Annotated in this window: 18 protein-coding genes; 15 read left to right on the top strand and 3 right to left on the bottom strand. The window is 53.1% G+C overall.

Going from position 1 to position 17734, the window contains the following annotated elements:
* The first annotated feature begins 55 nt into the window (after nt 1–55).
* The 11 genes from hflK (at nt 56) to rplI (ending at nt 9948) form a co-directional block, all read left to right on the top strand.
* Nucleotides 56–1210 (top strand): FtsH protease activity modulator HflK, encoded by a 1155-nt coding sequence (hflK, locus tag ACYP03_RS19735; protein ID WP_330961604.1) that lies wholly within the window; start codon nt 56–58, stop codon nt 1208–1210.
* Between the two features lie 2 nt (nt 1211–1212).
* On the top strand, nt 1213–2211 hold the full coding sequence (hflC, locus tag ACYP03_RS19730; RefSeq protein WP_330961609.1) for a protease modulator HflC: 999 nt from the start codon (nt 1213–1215) through the stop codon (nt 2209–2211).
* Nucleotides 2212–2306: 95 nt separating this feature from the next.
* Nucleotides 2307–2501, top strand: a complete 195-nt coding sequence (locus tag ACYP03_RS19725; RefSeq protein ID WP_248144293.1) for a DUF2065 domain-containing protein — start codon at nt 2307–2309, stop codon at nt 2499–2501.
* A gap of 122 nt (nt 2502–2623) precedes the next feature.
* Entirely contained in the window at nt 2624–3922 is a 1299-nt protein-coding gene (locus tag ACYP03_RS19720) for an adenylosuccinate synthase (protein ID WP_330961603.1), read from the top strand.
* A 190-nt stretch (nt 3923–4112) separates the two neighbouring features.
* The gene (motX, locus tag ACYP03_RS19715; protein ID WP_330961602.1) at nt 4113–4739 is read left to right on the top strand and encodes a flagellar protein MotX; all 627 of its coding nucleotides are present in this window, start codon (nt 4113–4115) and stop codon (nt 4737–4739) included.
* 258 nt (nt 4740–4997) lie between these two features.
* A complete protein-coding gene (gene rnr / locus ACYP03_RS19710) occupies nt 4998–7541 on the top strand; it encodes a ribonuclease R (protein ID WP_248144290.1) in 2544 nt (847 codons plus the stop codon).
* Nucleotides 7541–8278, top strand: a complete 738-nt coding sequence (rlmB, locus tag ACYP03_RS19705; protein WP_248144289.1) for a 23S rRNA (guanosine(2251)-2'-O)-methyltransferase RlmB — start codon at nt 7541–7543, stop codon at nt 8276–8278. Before rnr ends, rlmB begins: the two co-directional genes overlap by 1 nt.
* Before the next feature lie 241 nt (nt 8279–8519).
* Nucleotides 8520–8906, top strand: a complete 387-nt coding sequence (gene rpsF / locus ACYP03_RS19700; RefSeq protein ID WP_248144288.1) for a 30S ribosomal protein S6 — start codon at nt 8520–8522, stop codon at nt 8904–8906.
* 7 nt (nt 8907–8913) lie between these two features.
* Nucleotides 8914–9216 (top strand): primosomal replication protein N, encoded by a 303-nt coding sequence (gene priB, locus ACYP03_RS19695; protein WP_248144287.1) that lies wholly within the window; start codon nt 8914–8916, stop codon nt 9214–9216.
* 16 nt (nt 9217–9232) lie between these two features.
* On the top strand, nt 9233–9460 hold the full coding sequence (rpsR, locus tag ACYP03_RS19690) for a 30S ribosomal protein S18 (protein WP_002539422.1): 228 nt from the start codon (nt 9233–9235) through the stop codon (nt 9458–9460).
* 35 nt (nt 9461–9495) lie between these two features.
* On the top strand, nt 9496–9948 hold the full coding sequence (rplI, locus tag ACYP03_RS19685; RefSeq protein ID WP_036755427.1) for a 50S ribosomal protein L9: 453 nt from the start codon (nt 9496–9498) through the stop codon (nt 9946–9948).
* 90 nt (nt 9949–10038) lie between these two features.
* On the opposite strand, the gene ACYP03_RS19680 is transcribed toward rplI, so the two are convergent.
* Nucleotides 10039–10776 carry a DUF481 domain-containing protein gene (locus ACYP03_RS19680; protein ID WP_459781837.1) on the bottom strand — a complete coding sequence of 246 codons (738 nt, stop codon included), beginning with the start codon at nt 10774–10776 and terminating at the stop codon, nt 10039–10041.
* Between the two features lie 315 nt (nt 10777–11091).
* Between ACYP03_RS19680 and ACYP03_RS19675 the strand changes: the two genes are divergently transcribed.
* Nucleotides 11092–12492, top strand: coding sequence for a replicative DNA helicase (locus tag ACYP03_RS19675; RefSeq protein WP_248144285.1), 1401 nt, complete (start codon nt 11092–11094; stop codon nt 12490–12492).
* 23 nt (nt 12493–12515) lie between these two features.
* Entirely contained in the window at nt 12516–13595 is a 1080-nt protein-coding gene (alr, locus tag ACYP03_RS19670; RefSeq protein ID WP_459781834.1) for an alanine racemase, read from the top strand.
* Nucleotides 13596–13737: 142 nt separating this feature from the next.
* Here alr and ACYP03_RS19665 read toward each other — a convergent pair whose 3' ends face one another.
* Complete coding sequence (locus ACYP03_RS19665) at nt 13738–15204, bottom strand: RimK family protein (RefSeq protein ID WP_459781832.1); 1467 nt, start codon at nt 15202–15204, stop codon at nt 13738–13740.
* 75 nt (nt 15205–15279) lie between these two features.
* Here ACYP03_RS19665 and ACYP03_RS19660 point away from each other — a divergent pair, with 75 nt between their 5' ends.
* Nucleotides 15280–16392: a peptidase C39 family protein gene (locus ACYP03_RS19660; protein ID WP_459781830.1), complete on the top strand. Its 1113-nt coding sequence runs from the start codon at nt 15280–15282 to the stop codon at nt 16390–16392.
* Here ACYP03_RS19660 and ACYP03_RS19655 read toward each other — a convergent pair.
* Nucleotides 16373–16792 (bottom strand): secondary thiamine-phosphate synthase enzyme YjbQ, encoded by a 420-nt coding sequence (locus ACYP03_RS19655; protein ID WP_330961596.1) that lies wholly within the window; start codon nt 16790–16792, stop codon nt 16373–16375. The two genes, ACYP03_RS19660 and ACYP03_RS19655, sit on opposite strands and share 20 nt — an antisense overlap.
* A 217-nt stretch (nt 16793–17009) precedes the next feature.
* Between ACYP03_RS19655 and ACYP03_RS19650 the strand changes: the two genes are divergently transcribed.
* A complete protein-coding gene (locus ACYP03_RS19650) occupies nt 17010–17711 on the top strand; it encodes a helix-turn-helix transcriptional regulator (protein WP_459781828.1) in 702 nt (233 codons plus the stop codon).
* The last annotated feature ends 23 nt before the right edge of the window (nt 17712–17734 follow it).

Raw genomic sequence — 17734 nt, 5'->3', positions numbered from 1 at the left:
TGGACTGCTAGAGTAATAAAAAACTGTCGTCATATCATATTGATGGAGTTCTATAATGGCGTGGAATGAGCCTGGAAACAACGGTGGCCGCGATCAGGACCCTTGGGGGAACAAGAATCGTGGTGGCCGTGATCAAGGGCCGCCTGATCTCGATGAAGTGTTTGCAAAACTGAGTCGTAAGTTTGGTGGTATTTTTGGGAATAAGCGTGGACCTTCAAGTGGCGGTGGTGCTGCCGGTCTTGGGGTGATTGCTGTTATCGCTGCTGCGATTTGGGGTTTTTCCGGTTTCTACACCGTCGGCGAAGCCGAGCGTGGTGTGGTACTGCGGTTCGGTAAATTCTATGAAATGGTTGATCCGGGTCTGAACTGGAAACCAACCTTCATTGATGATGTTGAGCTGGTCAATGTGCAGGCAATTCGTTCTCTGCGCAGCTCCGGACTGATGCTGACAAAAGATGAAAACGTACTGAAAGTTGAAATGGAAGTTCAGTACAAAGTGTCTGATGCACAGAAATACCTGTTCAGCGTGACCAATGCAGACGACAGCCTGCGTCAGGCGACGGATTCAGCGCTGCGTGCGGTCATTGGTGACTCCACCATGGACGAAGCCCTGACGCGTGGCCGTCAGACAATTCGTGCGAATACCCAGACGGACATCGATAAAATTATCGAAACGTACGATATGGGTATCCTGGTTGTGGATGTGAACTTCCAGTCTGCGCGTCCGCCGGAAGCAGTGAAAGATGCTTTCGATGATGCAATTGCAGCGCGTGAGGATGAAGAGCGTTTTGTCCGTGAAGCGGAAGCTTACAGCAACGACATTCTGCCGAAAGCAACAGGTCGTGCTGAGCGACTGAAGAAAGAAGCTGAAGGTTACACGGAGCGAGTGGTCAATGGTGCGTTGGGTGAAGTTGCTCAGTTTGAGAAACTGTTACCTGAGTATCATGCTGCGAAAGAAGTGACCCGAAACCGCCTGTATCTGGAAACCATGGAACGTGTTTATGGGAACACCAGTAAAGTCATGGTGGATTCAAAGTCGGGCAGCAATCTGCTGTATCTGCCTCTGGATAAGCTGATGAATCAGACAGAGCAGACGAAGAAGCAGGTCAGCCCATCCAGTACCTACGGCATTGAGCTGGAGAAGTCTGAAGATACGTCTTCCTCTTCCTCGGCACCGCGTGCTGACACTGGTCGTCAGGGGAGATATTAATGATGCGTAAGTTAATTATCCCGCTCGTGGTCATTCTCATCGCTGTGGTGTTGATGTCCGTCTTCGTGGTGAAAGAAGGCGAGCGTGGAATCGTGGTTCGCTTTGGCCGAATCATTAAAGATGACACAACCAATATGGCACTGGTGTATGAACCGGGCCTGCACTTTAAAGTGCCGGTATTTGACCGTGTGCGTACGCTGGATTCCCGTATCCAGACGATGGACGATCAGGCTGACCGTTTTGTCACGTCTGAGAAAAAAGACGTGATCATCGACAGCTACGTGAAGTGGCGTATCAAGGATTTCGGTCAGTACTATCTGGCAACCGGCGGCGGCAATACTTCGACGGCTGAAGGCCTGCTGAAGCGTAAGGTGGTGGATAGCCTGCGTGCCCAGATCGGTTCGAAAGAGATCAAGCAGATCGTATCTGGTCCGGATCGCGGCAACAATGTCGATGAAGGTGCAGTGCCTGACGAAGATAAAAGTGTTGCCATCGCTTCGGAAATCGTCGAAGAAGTCGCTCCGAAGAAAGAACTGGAAGGTCAGCGTGACAAGATCATGGCAGACGTTCTGGCGGAAACACAGATCAGTGCCCGTGACCTGGGGATTGAAGTGGTCGACTTCCGGATGAAGAAGATCAACCTGCCGGATGAGATCAGTGAATCGATTTATCGCCGGATGCGTGCCGAGCGTGAATCGGTAGCCCGTAAGCACCGTTCTCAGGGCCGTGAGAAAGCTGAAGTTATTCGAGCTCAGTCTGAGCTGGAAGTGGCGAAGATTATCTCTGAAGCCGAACGAGTTGCCCGTATTCAGCGTGGTAACGCCGATGCTCAGGCTGCTGAAATATACGCAACCGCTTTTAATAAGGACCCGGAATTTTATAGCTTCCTGCGTTCTTTGAAAGCCTATGAAACCAGCTTCAGCTCTAAGCAGGATATTCTGGTTGTGGATCCGAACAGTGAATTCTTCAAGTACATGAAGGAATCGAACAGCCTGAACTAAGTCCGTTGGCGCTGACAAAAAGACAAGGCAATTGCCTTGTCTTTTTTTTGCCTGTCTCCCGGGAGACAGGTGTTTGATGCAAAAGGAGATACAGAATGAGCCAAGTATTCTGGCTGGCCGTCGGATTGGTCTTGATTTTAGAGGGACTAGGGCCGTTGCTGGCACCCAGAGGCTGGCGGGAGATGGTCAGTCAGCTCAGTCGTCAGGATGATCCGACTTTACGCCGGATTGGCGGTTGTCTGGTTGTCGCCGGTGCTGTCATTGCATATATCATGTTCACCCGGCTGTAAATCTCAGCCTGAGCTAATCGTGAAGCCCGCCTTAGGAATTTCTGGCTCATGGTCAAAAAATGACTGCAAGCAATTTTGGAAGGTGCTAGAATCCATTTTTAACAACTGATAGATGAAGAAAGATGGCAAACAATGTAGTCGTTCTCGGCACCCAGTGGGGTGACGAAGGTAAGGGCAAGATCGTTGATCTGCTGACTGAAGATGCACAGTATGTGGTTCGCTACCAGGGTGGTCACAACGCGGGTCATACCCTTGTCATTGACGGTGAGAAAACTGTCCTGCACTTAATCCCTTCAGGCATTCTGCGTGAAAACGTGAAATGCATTATCGGTAACGGTGTCGTCCTTTCTCCTGATGCGCTGCTGAAAGAAATGGAACCCCTGGAAGCCCGTGGTATTCCAGTTCGTGAGCGTTTATTCCTGTCAGAAGCTTGTCCGCTAATTCTTCAGTACCATATTGCTCTGGACCAGGCGCGTGAACTGGCGCGTGGCAAGAAAGCTATCGGTACGACGGGTCGTGGTATCGGTCCTGCCTATGAAGATAAAGTCGCTCGCCGTGGTCTGCGTGTTGGCGATCTGTTCGATAAAGAAGCATTTGCCGAGAAGCTTAAGGAAGTGATGGCTTACCATAACTTCCAGCTGGAGCATTACTACAACGCTGAACCTGTCAGCTATGAAGCTGTGCTGGAAAGTGTGATGGCTCAGGCGGATGTCCTGACTTCTATGGTCATTGACGTGACCCAGGAGCTGGATGATGCGCGTCAGCGTGGCGACAAAATCATGTTCGAAGGTGCGCAGGGCACACTGCTGGACATCGACCATGGTACTTACCCGTATGTAACATCTTCAAATACCACTGCTGGTGGTGTTGCTGCTGGTTCTGGTTTCGGTCCTCGTCACCTGGGTTATATCTTGGGTATCGCGAAAGCGTACTGTACTCGTGTGGGTGCAGGTCCGTTCCCGACTGAACTGGATGACGCTGTAGGCGAACACCTGGGCGTGAAAGGTAATGAGTTTGGTGCAACCACTGGCCGTAAACGCCGTTGTGGCTGGTTTGATGCAGTTGCAATGCGTCGTGCTGTACAAATCAACTCAGTGTCTGGTTTCTGTCTGACCAAGCTGGACGTTCTGGATGGTCTGGAAGAAATTAAGATCTGTACCGGCTACAAAATGCCAGACGGTCAGATCCTGAATGTCTCTCCAATGGCTGCAGATGCGTTTGAAAGTGTCGAGCCAATCTACGAAACAATGCCAGGCTGGACAGAGAGCACCTTCGGTGTGAAATCTCTGGAAGAGCTGCCACAGACTGCGCTGAACTACATTGCGCGTCTGGAAGAGCTGACTGGTGTGCCAATTGATTTGATCTCAACTGGACCGGATCGTAACGAAACTATCATCAAGGTTCACCCTTACGCAGGCTAATTGCCCGGTAAACTGAATCGATGATTAAAAGCCAGCCGTCAGGTTGGCTTTTTGTTTTTCGCTTTCTGAAATTTTGGCTAAAGTCTGAGACATGACTGCCGATAGACTTCATACGCTGTGTTTCCGTCTGAACCCGAATCAGGTGAAACCGGCTTAGTTGTATGAAGTGTCGATCAAAAGAGAGAGCGGAATGGTTCTGCGTGCAACCGTATTTTCAGCCCTGCTGGTGTCTTTGCCAGTGAGCGCCATTACAGATGTTGGTGATGCTGTTCCTCTGTATTCAGAGGCGGAGCTGATCCATCTGTTTGACGACAACCAGCAGTTGCAGCGCGTGAAAGCCGATGACTGCCAGTTGGTGCAGGATATTGAAGCCCGTGCGGAGCGAGTGGAGTCACCTGCTTACCAGTTTCTCTACGGTGATATGCTGGCCTGGGGCGTGTGCGTCAAACGCGACGTTGAGCAGGGGCTGTATTATATGGAATCGGCGGCCCGGCAAGGATTACCATCGGCACTTGAACAGCTTGGCCGTTACTATGCCAAAGGCACTCTGGTGCAGCAGGACAGAGAGCGTGCTGTTCCGTATTTGCGTGAAGCCGCGGCCATGGGAAATCTGGCTGCACGTATCGAGCTGGCCGAGTTACTGATCCAGGATTACGGCAGCCCGCTGGATTATGAAGATGCCTATCGCTGGCTGTATCAGTCTGCAACGGCAGATCGCCATACACATCGTAAGATCACCAAATTACGCTACGACTTAGAACAGCGTATGCCGTCCAATGTGGTTGCCCGCGCCAAACGCCGCGAGAACTTCTGGTAATCCCCTTGATCGCGGCGATTTTTGGGCCGCGGTATCTTTTCAGGCAGTGAGCGCTTAGAATGTGATCTGAGCGGCATCTGTTTTGTCGCGTAGCCAACGTTGCCCAGTGTCAGGCAGCTATACAGAAAAAGCGTGCAAGCGACAGATTTACACGCACTGATAGTTTTCATTGATTGGAGCGGAACTTGACCTGCTCCCCACTAATTTTTGATGGCAGTTATATACTTAGGTTCATTAGCTGCCAATACGGATTATTTTATGTCCAAAGGTACAACTGATTTACCTGTCGATCCTTTCCGCGAGCGGGAAGCTCAAAATTACGAAAATCCCATCCCCAGCCGTGAACTGATTTTAGAAGTCATCCGTGGCTTCAGCACCCCGGTCAACCGTGATCAGCTGTTTACAGCACTGCAGCTGGCAGGCGAAGACCAGTATGAAGGGCTGCGCCGGCGTTTACGGGCGATGGAACGCGATGGCCAGCTGGTGTATACCCGCCGTCAGTGTTATGCCCTGCCGGAGCGGCTGGATCTGATCAAAGGCCATGTGATTGGTCACAAAGACGGCTTTGGTTTCCTGCGTCCGGAAGGCAGCGGTACTGCCCGCCAGGATGATCTGCTGTTGCCGGCCCACCAGATGCGTGGCGTGATCCACGGTGACTATGTGCTGGTTCAGGTTGCCGGAGTTGATAAGCGTGGCCGCCGTGAAGGGCGGATTGTACGCGTGCTGCAGGAATACAGCGGTCAGATCGTCGGCCGCTATTTTATTGAAGACGGCATGGGGTTTGTCGTACCGGATGATTCACGTATCGCACAGGATATCGTGATTCCGCAGGATGCCCGTCTGGGTGCCCGGATGGGGAATGTGGTGGTGGTCGAGATCACCCAGCGTGCCACGCGTCAGTACAACGCTGTGGGTAAGGTGGTCGAAGTGCTGGGCGAAAATATGGCGCCGGGCATGGAAATCGAAATTGCACTGCGCACTTATGACATTCCGCATGTGTGGCCAGCAGAGGTCGAGAAACAGGTCGCTCACCTTTCGGAAGAAGTCCCGGAAGAAGCCAAAAAAGGCCGGGTTGATCTGCGAGAACTGCCATTGGTCACGATTGACGGTGAAGATGCCCGCGACTTTGATGACGCCGTTTACTGTGAGAAGAAAAAGTCCGGCGGCTGGCGCCTGTGGGTTGCCATTGCCGACGTCAGTTATTACGTACGTCCGGATTCAGCGTTAGACAAAGAAGCGATCCAGCGCGGTAACTCGGTTTATTTCCCGTCTCAGGTGATTCCGATGCTGCCCGAAGTACTGTCGAACGGACTGTGCTCGCTGAACCCGCAGGTCGATCGTCTGTGCATGGTCTGTGAAATGACCATCTCTGCAGCGGGTAAGCTGTCGGGCTATAAACACTATGAAGCGGTCATGAATTCTCATGCCCGTCTGACGTACACCAAAGTCAGCAAGATGCTGGAAGGGGATGAGCCCCTGCGAGAGCGTTATGCGCCACTGGTTCCGCACCTGGAAGAGCTGTACCAAATGTACAAGGTGCTGAAGCAGGCCCGGGAAGAGCGGGGTGCCATTGAGTTTGAAACGGTGGAAACCCAGTTCATCTTCAATGCTGACCGGAAGATCGACCGCATTGTGCCCGCAGAGCGCAACGACGCCCATAAGATCATCGAAGAATGTATGATCATGGCGAACGTCGCATCAGCCAAGCTGGTGGAAAAAGCCAAAGAGCCGGCCTTGTACCGGGTGCATGACACCCCGGGTGAAGAGCGTCTGACCGGCTTTCGGGATTTCCTGGGTGAGCTGGGTCTGAACCTGACCGGCGGGCTGGAACCTGCGCCGAGCGACTACGCGCATCTGGCTGCGGCGATCCAGAATCGTCCGGATAAAGAACTGATTCAGACCATGCTGCTGCGTTCCATGAAGCAGGCTGTTTATCAGGCGGATAACATTGGTCACTTTGGTCTGGCCCTGAATTCGTACGCGCATTTTACTTCGCCGATCCGCCGTTATCCGGATCTGGCATTGCACCGCGCACTCAAGTATCTGATTGCGAAAGAAAACGGCACGAATACCGATCGCTGGACACCAACGGGTGGCTACCACTATTCCTTCGACGATATGGATGTGCTGGGTGAGCAGTGTTCGATGACTGAGCGCCGTGCTGATGATGCGACCCGTGATGTGGCGGACTGGCTCAAGTGTGAGTACATGCAGGACCACGTCGGAGATGAGTTTGACGGTGTGATTGCCAATGTCACCGGTTTTGGTTTCTTTGTCCGCCTTAATGAGCTGAACATCGACGGGCTGGTACATATCTCGAATCTGGACAACGACTACTACCAGTATGATCCGATCGGCCAGCGGCTGATTGGCGATGCTTCCGGCAAGATTTATCGACTCGGTGATGCTGTGAAGGTCAAAGTCGCGGCAATCAACCTCAATGATCGCCAGATTGATTTTGAACTGGTCGGTGGCGGCCGTAAGGTACGCAGACCCGGGAAAACAGCCCAGACCCGTGATAAGCAACAGCGGATGCGTAAGGCGGAAGGCTTGCAACGTCAGAGTCTGAAAGTGTTCCGGGTCGAGAACGGGGAAGCCCAGCCAGAGCACAAAGCGGAATCGAAAAAAGAGCGTTCATCCGTGCGTCAGCAACTGAAATCAGGTATGGTGCCGCGGCCGGAAGGTGACGACGGTCAGCCAGGCAAAAAAGCCAAGAAAAAAGATAAAGCGAAAAAGAAATCGGTCAAGGCCCGCAAGCAGCGGGCCGGTAAGAAAGAACGGGCGGCGAAGAAGAAAAAATAATGCGTAATGATATGATTTTCGGCATTCATGCCGTAAGCGCAGTGCTGGGTTCCGACCCGGCACGTTTCATTGAAGTCTTTGTGCTGAAAGGGCGTCAGGACGAGCGTTTGCTGCCGCTGTTGAATGAACTGCAACGGTTGGGTGTGACCATTCAGCAAGCGGGTCGTAAGGCACTGGATGACAAATCCGATGGTGGCAGTCATCAGGGCATTGTGGCGCGGGTCAAACCGGGCAAACAGTACAATGAAAATGATCTGGACGACCTTCTGGCCGGGCAGGAAAACCCATTGTTACTGGTGCTGGATGGCGTGACCGATCCGCACAATCTGGGTGCCTGCCTGCGAAATGCTGATGCAGCGGGCGTGGCGGCGGTAATCGTACCGAAAGATCGCGCAGCGCAGCTGAATGCGACAGCATCGAAAGTGGCTTGCGGCGCCGCAGAAGTCGTGCCGCTCATCCGGGTGACGAACCTGGCCCGTACCCTGCGCGCATTGCAGGACAAAGGCGTCTGGGTTGTCGGGACTGCCGGTGAAGCAACACATGACCTGTATCAGAGCAAACTGACCGGACCGCTGGCCATTGTGATGGGGGCTGAAGGGGAAGGCATGCGACGTCTGACCCGTGAGACCTGTGACGATTTGATTAAAATCCCGATGGCCGGTTCTGTGTCCAGTCTGAACGTCTCGGTAGCGACCGGAATTTGCCTGTTTGAGGCGGTGCGTCAGCGTCAGGGATAACAAATCCGCAGCGCAGCGTTTGCCTGGATTTTGACTGAAACGCCACCCATTCGGGTGGCGTTTTTTATGCGATGGAAAAATATCGCTGATTGAGGGTTTGCCGTCACAGTTTTAGTTGCGCTCGCCGGTGTAATTCTGTACTATCTCGCGCCTAAATTCTCGGTTTTATACCCTTAGTTCCTTGCTTCCCCAGGATGACCGAGCCGAACAGGGAAGCTGAATAATCCGTAAGGAGCAACAAATGCGTCATTACGAAATCGTATTTATGGTGCACCCAGATCAAAGCGAGCAAGTTGCTGGCATGGTCGAGCGTTACACTGGTGCTATCAAAGATTCTGGCGGTCAGATCCACCGTCTGGAAGATTGGGGCCGTCGTCAACTGGCTTACCCAATCAACAAACTGCACAAAGCTCACTACGTTCTGATGAACGTTGAAGCAGAGCAGTCTGTTATCGACGAGCTGGAGTCTAACTTCCGCTTCAACGACGCTGTGATCCGTAACATGATCATGCGCACTAAAGGCGCTATCACTGAGCCATCTCCAATGATGAAGGCTAAAGAAGAGCGTGCCCCACGTCGTGACGAGCGTGCAGAAGCACAATCTGAAGACGAAGCTGCAGCTGAGTAATCATTGAATGACCAATCGTCTGGAGTTGTCTGGCACAGTTGCCAAACACCCCAAACGAAGTCAGTCCCCGGCCGGCGTGCCTCATTGTCACTTTGTGCTTGAGCATCGTTCCAGTCAGGTGGAAGCGGGCTTACCCCGTCAGGTGTATTGCTACATCAACGTGGTAGTCAGCGGCAAAGGTCAGCAAATACTCACTCAAGATTTAGCTGTCGGAAGCAACATTACAGCCGGGGGATTTATCTCGTGGCAAACCGGCCGGAATGGCATTGGTAAGTTAGTGTTGCACGCCGATCACATTGAAAAAATTTAGTTCAGGAGATAAGCCCATGGCACGTTTCTTCCGTCGTCGTAAATTCTGCCGTTTTACTGCAGAAGGCGTACAAGAGATTGACTACAAAGACGTAGCAACTCTGAAAAACTACATCACTGAAGCTGGTAAAATCGTACCAAGCCGTATCACTGGTACTCGTGCGAAGTATCAGCGTCAGCTGGCACGCGCTATCAAGCGTTCACGTTACCTGGCTCTGCTGCCATACACTGACAAACATCAGTAATTGGCCGGTTTCATTAAGTTTAAGAGGACAAGATAATGCAAGTTATTCTACTTGATAAAATCGGTAACCTGGGCAGCCTTGGTGATCAGGTAAGCGTTAAAGCTGGTTATGCTCGTAACTTCCTGATCCCTCAGGGTAAAGCAGTTATGGCTACCAAAGCGAACGTTGAAATGTTCGAAGCACGTCGTGCTGAGCTGGAAGCGAAAGTTGCTGAGCAACTGACTGCTGCTCAAGCGCGCGCTGAGAAAGTTAACGCTCTGGAAGCAGTCGTGATTGCTTCTAAAGCGGGTGACGAAGGTAAACTGTTCGGTTCTATCGGTACTCGTGACATCGCTGATGCAGTAACTGCTGCTGGCGTTGAAGTAGCGAAGAGCGAAGTACGTCTGCCAGAAGGTGCACTGCGCACTACTGGCGAATTCGAGATCAGCCTGCAGCTGCACTCTGACGTATTCGCAACAGTAAACGTGAACGTTGTTGCTGCTGAGTAATCAGTTGCCACGCGTCTGCGAAAAAAACCAGCCTCCGGGCTGGTTTTTTTGTCTCTGAAATCTGCCAGATGAAATAATGCGGTAAGTAATTTAGTACTGGAACAGCAGATTGACGGTCATGGTGCCGTCTCGCTTTTGCAGCCCTTCCGGTACCCAGCTGTTGAACTTCTGGGTATTACTGAGTTTGATGGCAATGTGCTCGGAGACCGCACTGGTCATTGAAACCTGCGTTTCCAGCGTGCTGTTGCTGTTTCCGGCAATGCCGGTCAGTTTGAGGCTCAGCTCGACGTCCTTGGACGGTTTCCAGATGATCCGGGTGCTGCCCCGCAGGATCAGTTCATCGACAGTTTCCGGCACGACGATGTCATCATCGTCGATCTCGTCAACATTGGGCTCCTGATGGCGGTAGCCTGGTCCGGCTTCAACTTCCATCATCAGATTTTCCAGCCGGAATACCCGGTAACCCAGACCCGTCGCCAGGGTGAAATCCTTGAAGTAAGGCCCGTATTTGTCATCAATGTAACTGGTGTTGCCCAGCACATAGGCCCGCTCATTGATGATGTAGTCGCTCTGCAGCTCCATCTGGCCTTTGCGCTTCTTTTCTTTGTTATCTTCCTCGGCCAGCAGATACTTTGCTTCGACCTGCTGCCTGAACTGATCTTTCACATAGGTCAGGCCCAGGCGGGAGTTCAGGGATTTCGTATTCGAGTTGCCGGAGAGCGATTGGTACCCCAGTTCCAGTTCACTGTTCCAGGGCGAGGTGATCGGCGGGAGTTCGGGGACATCCTCAGCACGGGCAGGCGTGCCCAGAATCAGTCCTGCTGTCATTGCACAAAGCAGTATGCATTGATTTGCCAAGTGCCCTCCAACGACCGACACAAGAAACGACAAGGGGCACAAAAAAGTGCAGATGAATACAGACGCAAGTTTTTCTGGGAGGACTTGCGTATGAGCGGCGCAGTGTAGCCGAAAAATGTCAGCTGATCGTCAGAATGTCAGCCAATTCGGCATATATTTTGTGGAAGTGCCGTAAGATTGGGCAGGGTGATTATTTGCGGGGCTTTTTTGTCTCAATGGCTGCCTGCGGGCGGGGATGTTCAGGTATACTAACGGGCCGGATTCAGGTTAATCGTGCAAGTGGTTATGGCAGAAAACAGTAAATCCAATCGAGCAAAAGACAGTCAGATGGACGCCATCAAGATGCCGCCTCATTCTCTGGAAGCAGAGCAGTCGGTACTGGGCGGCCTGTTGCTGGATAATGAGCGCTGGGACAGCGTCGCAGAGAAGGTCGTGTCGCGCGATTTCTACAGTCGTCCGCACCGGATGATTTTTGAGGCGGCCGCCGGGCTACTGGAATCCGGTCAGCCACTCGATTTAATCACCCTGTCAGAACGGCTGGAGCAGTTAGACCAGCTGGATGATGTGGGCGGTTTCGCTTATCTGGCCGAGCTGGCCAAAAACACCCCGTCGGCGGCGAACATTGCCGCGTATACCGATATCGTCCGTGAACGGGCGCTGATCCGTGACATGATCGGGGTTGCGAACGAAATTGCCGATGCCGGTTACGATCCGCAGGGTCGCAGCAGTGAAGATCTGCTGGATATGGCTGAGAGTAAGGTTTTCGCCATTGCCGAGCAGCGCACCAATGAGAACGAAGGTCCGCAGAACGTCGATACCATTCTGGAAAAGACGCTGGAACGGATTGAGCTGCTGTATCAGTCGCCGCAGGATGGTGTGACCGGGGTTTCGACCGGGTTTACTGACCTGAACAAAAAAACTGCCGGCCTGCAGGGCTCAGATCTGATCATCGTCGCTGCCCGTCCGTCGATGGGTAAAACCACTTTTGCCATGAACCTTTGTGAAAATGCGGCGATGGAGCAGGAAAAACCGGTGCTGATCTTCTCGCTGGAGATGCCCGCGGAACAAATCATGATGCGTATGCTGGCCTCGTTGTCCCGGGTCGATCAGACCAAAATCCGGACCGGCCAGCTGGATGACGAAGACTGGGCACGGATTTCGTCAACCATGGGCATTCTGATGGAAAAGAAAAACATGTACATCGACGACAGCTCGGGTCTGACACCGACGGAAGTCCGATCCCGTGCCCGCCGGATTGCCCGTGAACACGGCGGTCTGAGCCTCATCATGGTCGACTACCTTCAGCTGATGCGAGTGCCGGGTCTGCAGGATAACCGGACCCTGGAGATTGCAGAAATCTCCCGCTCCCTGAAAGCACTGGCGAAAGAGCTGAATGTGCCGGTGGTGGCACTGTCACAGCTGAACCGATCGCTGGAGCAGCGTGCCGATAAGCGCCCGGTGAACTCGGACTTGCGTGAATCCGGTGCCATCGAGCAGGATGCGGACTTGATCATGTTTATTTACCGTGATGAGGTATATCACGAAGACAGTGCCCTCAAAGGCATTGCAGAAATCATCATCGGTAAACAACGGAACGGTCCGATTGGTTCCGTACGTCTCACCTTCCAGGGCCAGTTCTCCCGTTTCGATAACTATGCCGGCCCGGCTTTTGATGATGAGTATTGAAATCCCCAGCAGTAGGAAAATGAATGAAAGCCGCGACCGCCTATATTGATCTCCAGGCCCTGCGCCAGAACGTCAGTCTGCTCAGACAGCAGACACCGGGTTGTAAGTTACTTGCGATGGTCAAGGCCAATGGATACGGGCACGGGCTGGAGCAGGTGGCGACCGGGCTGCCGGATGCGGACGGTTACGGGGTTGCCCGGATTGAAGAAGCGCTGTCACTGCGTGCCTGTGGTGTGGTGAAGCCGATTCTGTTGATGGAAGGGTTCTATTCGCCGACCGATTTACCGGTGCTGGTGACCAACAACATTCAGACGGTGGTCCATACGCTTGAACAACTGGAAGCCCTGGAGCAGGCGACACTGGATACACCAGTGAAAGTGTGGCTGAAGATTGACAGCGGTATGCACCGGCTGGGTGTCCGGCCGGAAGAGTTTGAAGCATTTGTCGATCGTCTGCACACCAGTCCGAACGTGGCGCAACCGCTGCGTTATATGAGCCATTTCGCTTGTGCGGACGAACTGGACAGCCCGGAAACGAAAGCACAGATCCAAACTTTTATGTCGCTCACGGAAGGGTGTCGCGGCGAACGTTCGCTGGCAAATTCTGCCGGGATTCTGGCCTGGCCTGAGAGCCATCTGGACTGGATTCGTCCGGGGATCATCATGTACGGCATTTCGCCTTTTGCTGAGAAGAGCCATTCTGCGGCAGCCCTTGGCATGCGCCCTGTGATGACACTGACCTCCAGTGTGATTGCCGTGCGTACGGTGAAAAAGGGTGAAGCCGTCGGGTATGGCGGTACTTGGGTCAGCGAACGGGATACGAAAATTGGTGTGGTTGCCATTGGCTATGGTGATGGTTATCCGCGTACGGCGCCAAACGGCACGCCGGTGCTGATCAATGGTCGTCAGGTTCCGATTGCCGGGCGGGTGTCGATGGACATGCTGACGGTTGATCTCGGTCCGGATGCGACAGATAAAGTCGGGGATGAAGCCGTTTTATGGGGGCAGGGGCTGCCTGCCGAAGTGGTGGCAGATTATGTGGGGACCATTGCGTATGAGCTGGTCACCAAACTGACTTCCCGGGTCGCCATGGCTTACCGGTAATGTGCACCGGCATGATGACGGGAAGCGGTATTGTTTCCTGAGAAATCGAAGCCTGATAGTAAACAAGCCGTGGTTTCCGCCACGGCTTGTTTGTTTTCGGCGGACATAGATACCGTCAAAGACGGGATCCCATGAATCCGGGTCAGAAGCCGCGCAGCTGGATCCGGCGAAGGAATTCAGTCATCACCCGGTCGTAGAGCAAATCGCCGAGAAATGCATCTTCAACTTTATGGTCAATACTCGGGTTATCGTTGATTTCAATCACCACCACCTGACCGTTCACTTCTTTCAGATCGACACCATACAGACCAGAACCGATCTGGTTGGCTGCCTTGAGCGCCACATCAATGACGTTCTTTGGCACCTGTTTCAGATCCAGGGTCTCAAAGCCACCGGAACTGACCCGACCGCTGTTGTGGTGCTGATAAATCTGCCAGTGACCACGACTCATATAATATTTGCAGGCAAACAGTGGCTGACGGTTCAGAACACCAATCCGCCAGTCGAAGTCTGTCGGCAGAAACTCCTGAGCCAGAATCAGGGTACTGCGAGCAAACAGGGTGTCCATCTGTGTCAGTAATTCGTCGCGGTTCTTCACTTTGACCACGCCCACCGAGAAAGCACCGTCCGGCACTTTCAGGACCATCGGATAGCCGATGTCGTTCTCAGCCTGCTCCAGCCAGCCGGGGTCGAAACTTTTCAGGACCGCGCTTTTCGGTGTCGGCACTTTGTGTAAGCGCAGCAGCTCGGTCAGGAAGACCTTGTTGGTGCACTTCATGATGGATTCCGGATCATCCATTACCACCAGTCCCAGTTTCTCGGCCGCTTTGGCGAAACGGTAGGTAAAATTGCCGATATTGGTCGTGGCGCGGATAAACAGGCCGTCAAATTCCCCTAACCGTGACAGATCATCCGGGGTGATGGTTTGCAGGCGCATCCCCAGTCGTTTGGCAGCCTTTTTGAAGTTGCTCAGCGCCGTGCTGTCGGATGGCGGCATTTTCTCGCTCGGATCAATCAGCAACGCCAGATCATAGCGGGCGTTTTTGTTTGGCTTTGGCGATCGCCAGACTTTGTTCGAGAAGCGCTCCAGTGCCTCGGCAAATAAATCTTGTTCCGGATCGGTCAGATCCTGAAAGGGAAACGGCAGGATCTGGTCTACCTGCCAGTGCGCATCCGAACGGCGAATCGTCACCTTGATGACAGGCACCATAAAATGCTCGAACAGGCGGCGGGCAATTTTTTCAAAGCCCGGCACCTTCGACTGACCAAAGTAAATTTTCTCTTCCAGCTGTTCTCCGGGTGACAGCAGCTGGTGGGCAAATGCTTTTTCCAGCTGATCAGACGGCACGGATAACAGGAAGGGCTGGGACAGATCATTGATGGTCATGACCCTCGGGATCACCCGGTGTCCGCGGGCTTCCGCCATCAGCGAGCAATAGTAGCCGCTGCTCATATAGCCGTAGTCGCGGCAGAGGTTGATCACCTGTGTTGCCTTGTTTTCACAAAACGCACCCTGCTGCAAATAGGTATCGACAGTGACGACCCTGTCGGAGGGGAAATACTGCCGCCAGTCACTGTCGTTGTCGGTAATAATGAGGACTTTAGTCATCTTTTCATTCACCTATAGCCTTGCGGCTAATTTTGGGATTAAATCGAACTAGTCCACTCAAGCGTGAATCAGTCCATGATAGTCCGTATTGCACAGCTTTATGATCTAGTTAGTTTAAATACTCTCGAGGCTCGGCTTTTCGACGGAGATCGAATTTCTCCCCGTCAGATGCGGCGGTTTATTAAATCACCTCAGAGTGTGCTGTTAGTCGCGGAAGATGAAGGCCAAATTGCCGGCTACGGGCTGGTGTTGTTTCACCGGGGTACCCAGCTGGCACGATTGTATTCCCTTGCCGTCGATCCCGTTTACCGAGGTAGGCACATTGCCCAGCAGTTACTGTCTGCGTGTGAAGCGGCGGCACTGGAAAACGGTTTCAATACATTAAGGCTGGAAGTGCGGAATGACAATGTCGCCGCGCGAAATCTCTATGAAAAATGTGGATATAAACCATTAAAAGTTTTAATCCATTATTACGATGATCTGGCGGATGGAATCCGGATGCAAAAGCGTCTGAGTCCCATTGAGGCAAAGCAGCTGTTGCCGTTACCGTTATATGTCCAGACGACCCCGTTTACCTGCGGGCCATCCTGTCTGATGATGAGTCTGTCTTATCTCGATCCTGATTATCAGCCCAGTCGGCAGGCAGAGATGCAGCTGTGGCGTGAGGCCACCACCATCTTTATGGCATCGGGCCACGGGGGGTGCAGCGGGCATGGTCTGGCACTGGCGGCACACCGCCGCGGATGCCGGGTTGAACTCTGGACTCAGTCCCTCTCCACGCCTTTTATCGACAGTGTTCGGGATCCGAAAAAGAAAGACATCATTGAACTGGTGCACCAGGACTTCTGCCAGCAACTGGATGAAGCCGGAGTCCCTGTGGTCGACGCCATGCCAGCGGTAGAACAAATTGAGGACTGGCTCAAGCAGGGGTGCTGTCTGCTGATGCTGATCAGCACCTATCGCTTCAACGGCAGCAAAGAGCCGCACTGGATTGTGCTGAGCGGGGTCAGTGATCAGTTCTTCTTCTTTCATGACCCCTATGCGGAAGACAAGACCGATATTGGTCATCGGGCCCATATTCCGCTGAACAAAGCCGGTCTGAGCCAGATCCTCGGCTTTGGCCGCCAGAAGCATACGGCCTGCGTGGTGATCCACCCGAATCAGGCCGTTACTCGCCCTGCAGCGTGATAATCACTTTGCGGCTGCCGCCGTGGTTGCGGTGTTCTCCCAGGTAAATGCCCTGCCAGGTCCCCAGCGCCAGACGACCGCTGGCAATCGGCAGGGTTACACTGCTGCCTAAGGTTGAGGCTTTGATGTGGGCCGGCATGTCATCGTCACCTTCGTCAGTGTGGCGGTAATAAGGAGCCCGCTCCGGCACCGACTGGTTGAAGTGGGCTTCCATATCGCTGCGCACCGTCGGATCGGCATTCTCATTGACGGTCAGGCTGGCGGAGGTGTGCTGGATAAACAGGTGCGCCAGTCCGATCTGAAAATTGCTGAGTTCTGGCAATTGCCGTTCAATTTCATCGGTGATGAGGTGAAATCCGCGGGAACGGGGTTTTAACTGAATCGATTTTTGAAACCACATTGTTTCTGCTCGCTGTAAAAGATGATTGGCTGGTGGCGCTTGATGCCACCCGTCTAGCCTGATGGATGAAGACAGGATACCCAAAACGGACGCCGAACGGGGAGCCCCGCTTGTGATTTCTGTGCCGTCGGGTCCGGTTCTTTGTCGCGACGCTCTTTCGTCATCTGACGGGATTGGGCTAGAATCACCGCATATTTTTCACTGTTTCTTCAAGAATATGTCCCGTAGTCAACGTCTGTTTGATCTTCTTCAGCATTTGCGCTGTCATAAATATCCGGTGTCAGCTGCGACGCTGGCTCGTGAGCTGAGTGTCAGTGTGCGGACGGTGTACCGGGATATAGCCACCTTGCAGGCGCAGGGAGCCGAGATTGAAGGTGAAGCGGGGCTGGGGTATATCCTGAAACCCGGCTTTACGCTGCCGCCCCTGATGTTTTCCGTCGATGAACTGGAAGCGTTGCTGATGGGCGCGGAATGGATTTCCAGTCAGGCCAATGGTGAATTTTCGGTGGCGGCCCAAAACGCAATTGCCAAAATCTCGGCAGTGCTGCCGACCGAACTGAAACTCCAGCTGGCGACGGAAACGATGCGGGTCGCACCGGGGCCAGCGGCGCCTGAGTTACAGGTTGAACTGGCCGACATCAGAAAAGCCATCCGACAGGAGTCTGTGGTTTCCATGGGTTATACCGACTTAAACGGTCAGGTCACTCAGCGTGATGTCTGGCCCGTGGTGATCGGCTTTTTTCAGCAATGCTATCTGCTTGTGGCCTGGTGCGAAGCACGGCAGGCATTCAGGCATTTCCGGGTTGAGCGTATTCAGTCTTTCACTGAATCGGGGCGCAAATATCCCGAACCCCGTTACCAGTTGCTGAGGCGATGGCGGGAAGCAGAAAAAATTAAAGAAAGGGCATCTTCCTACTGACAAGAATTGTCACGCGGTGCGAT

Source organism: Photobacterium sp. R1 (assembly GCF_054600795.1).
Note: the sequence above shows the minus strand (reverse complement) of the source record. Positions and strands in the feature narration are given on the sequence as shown.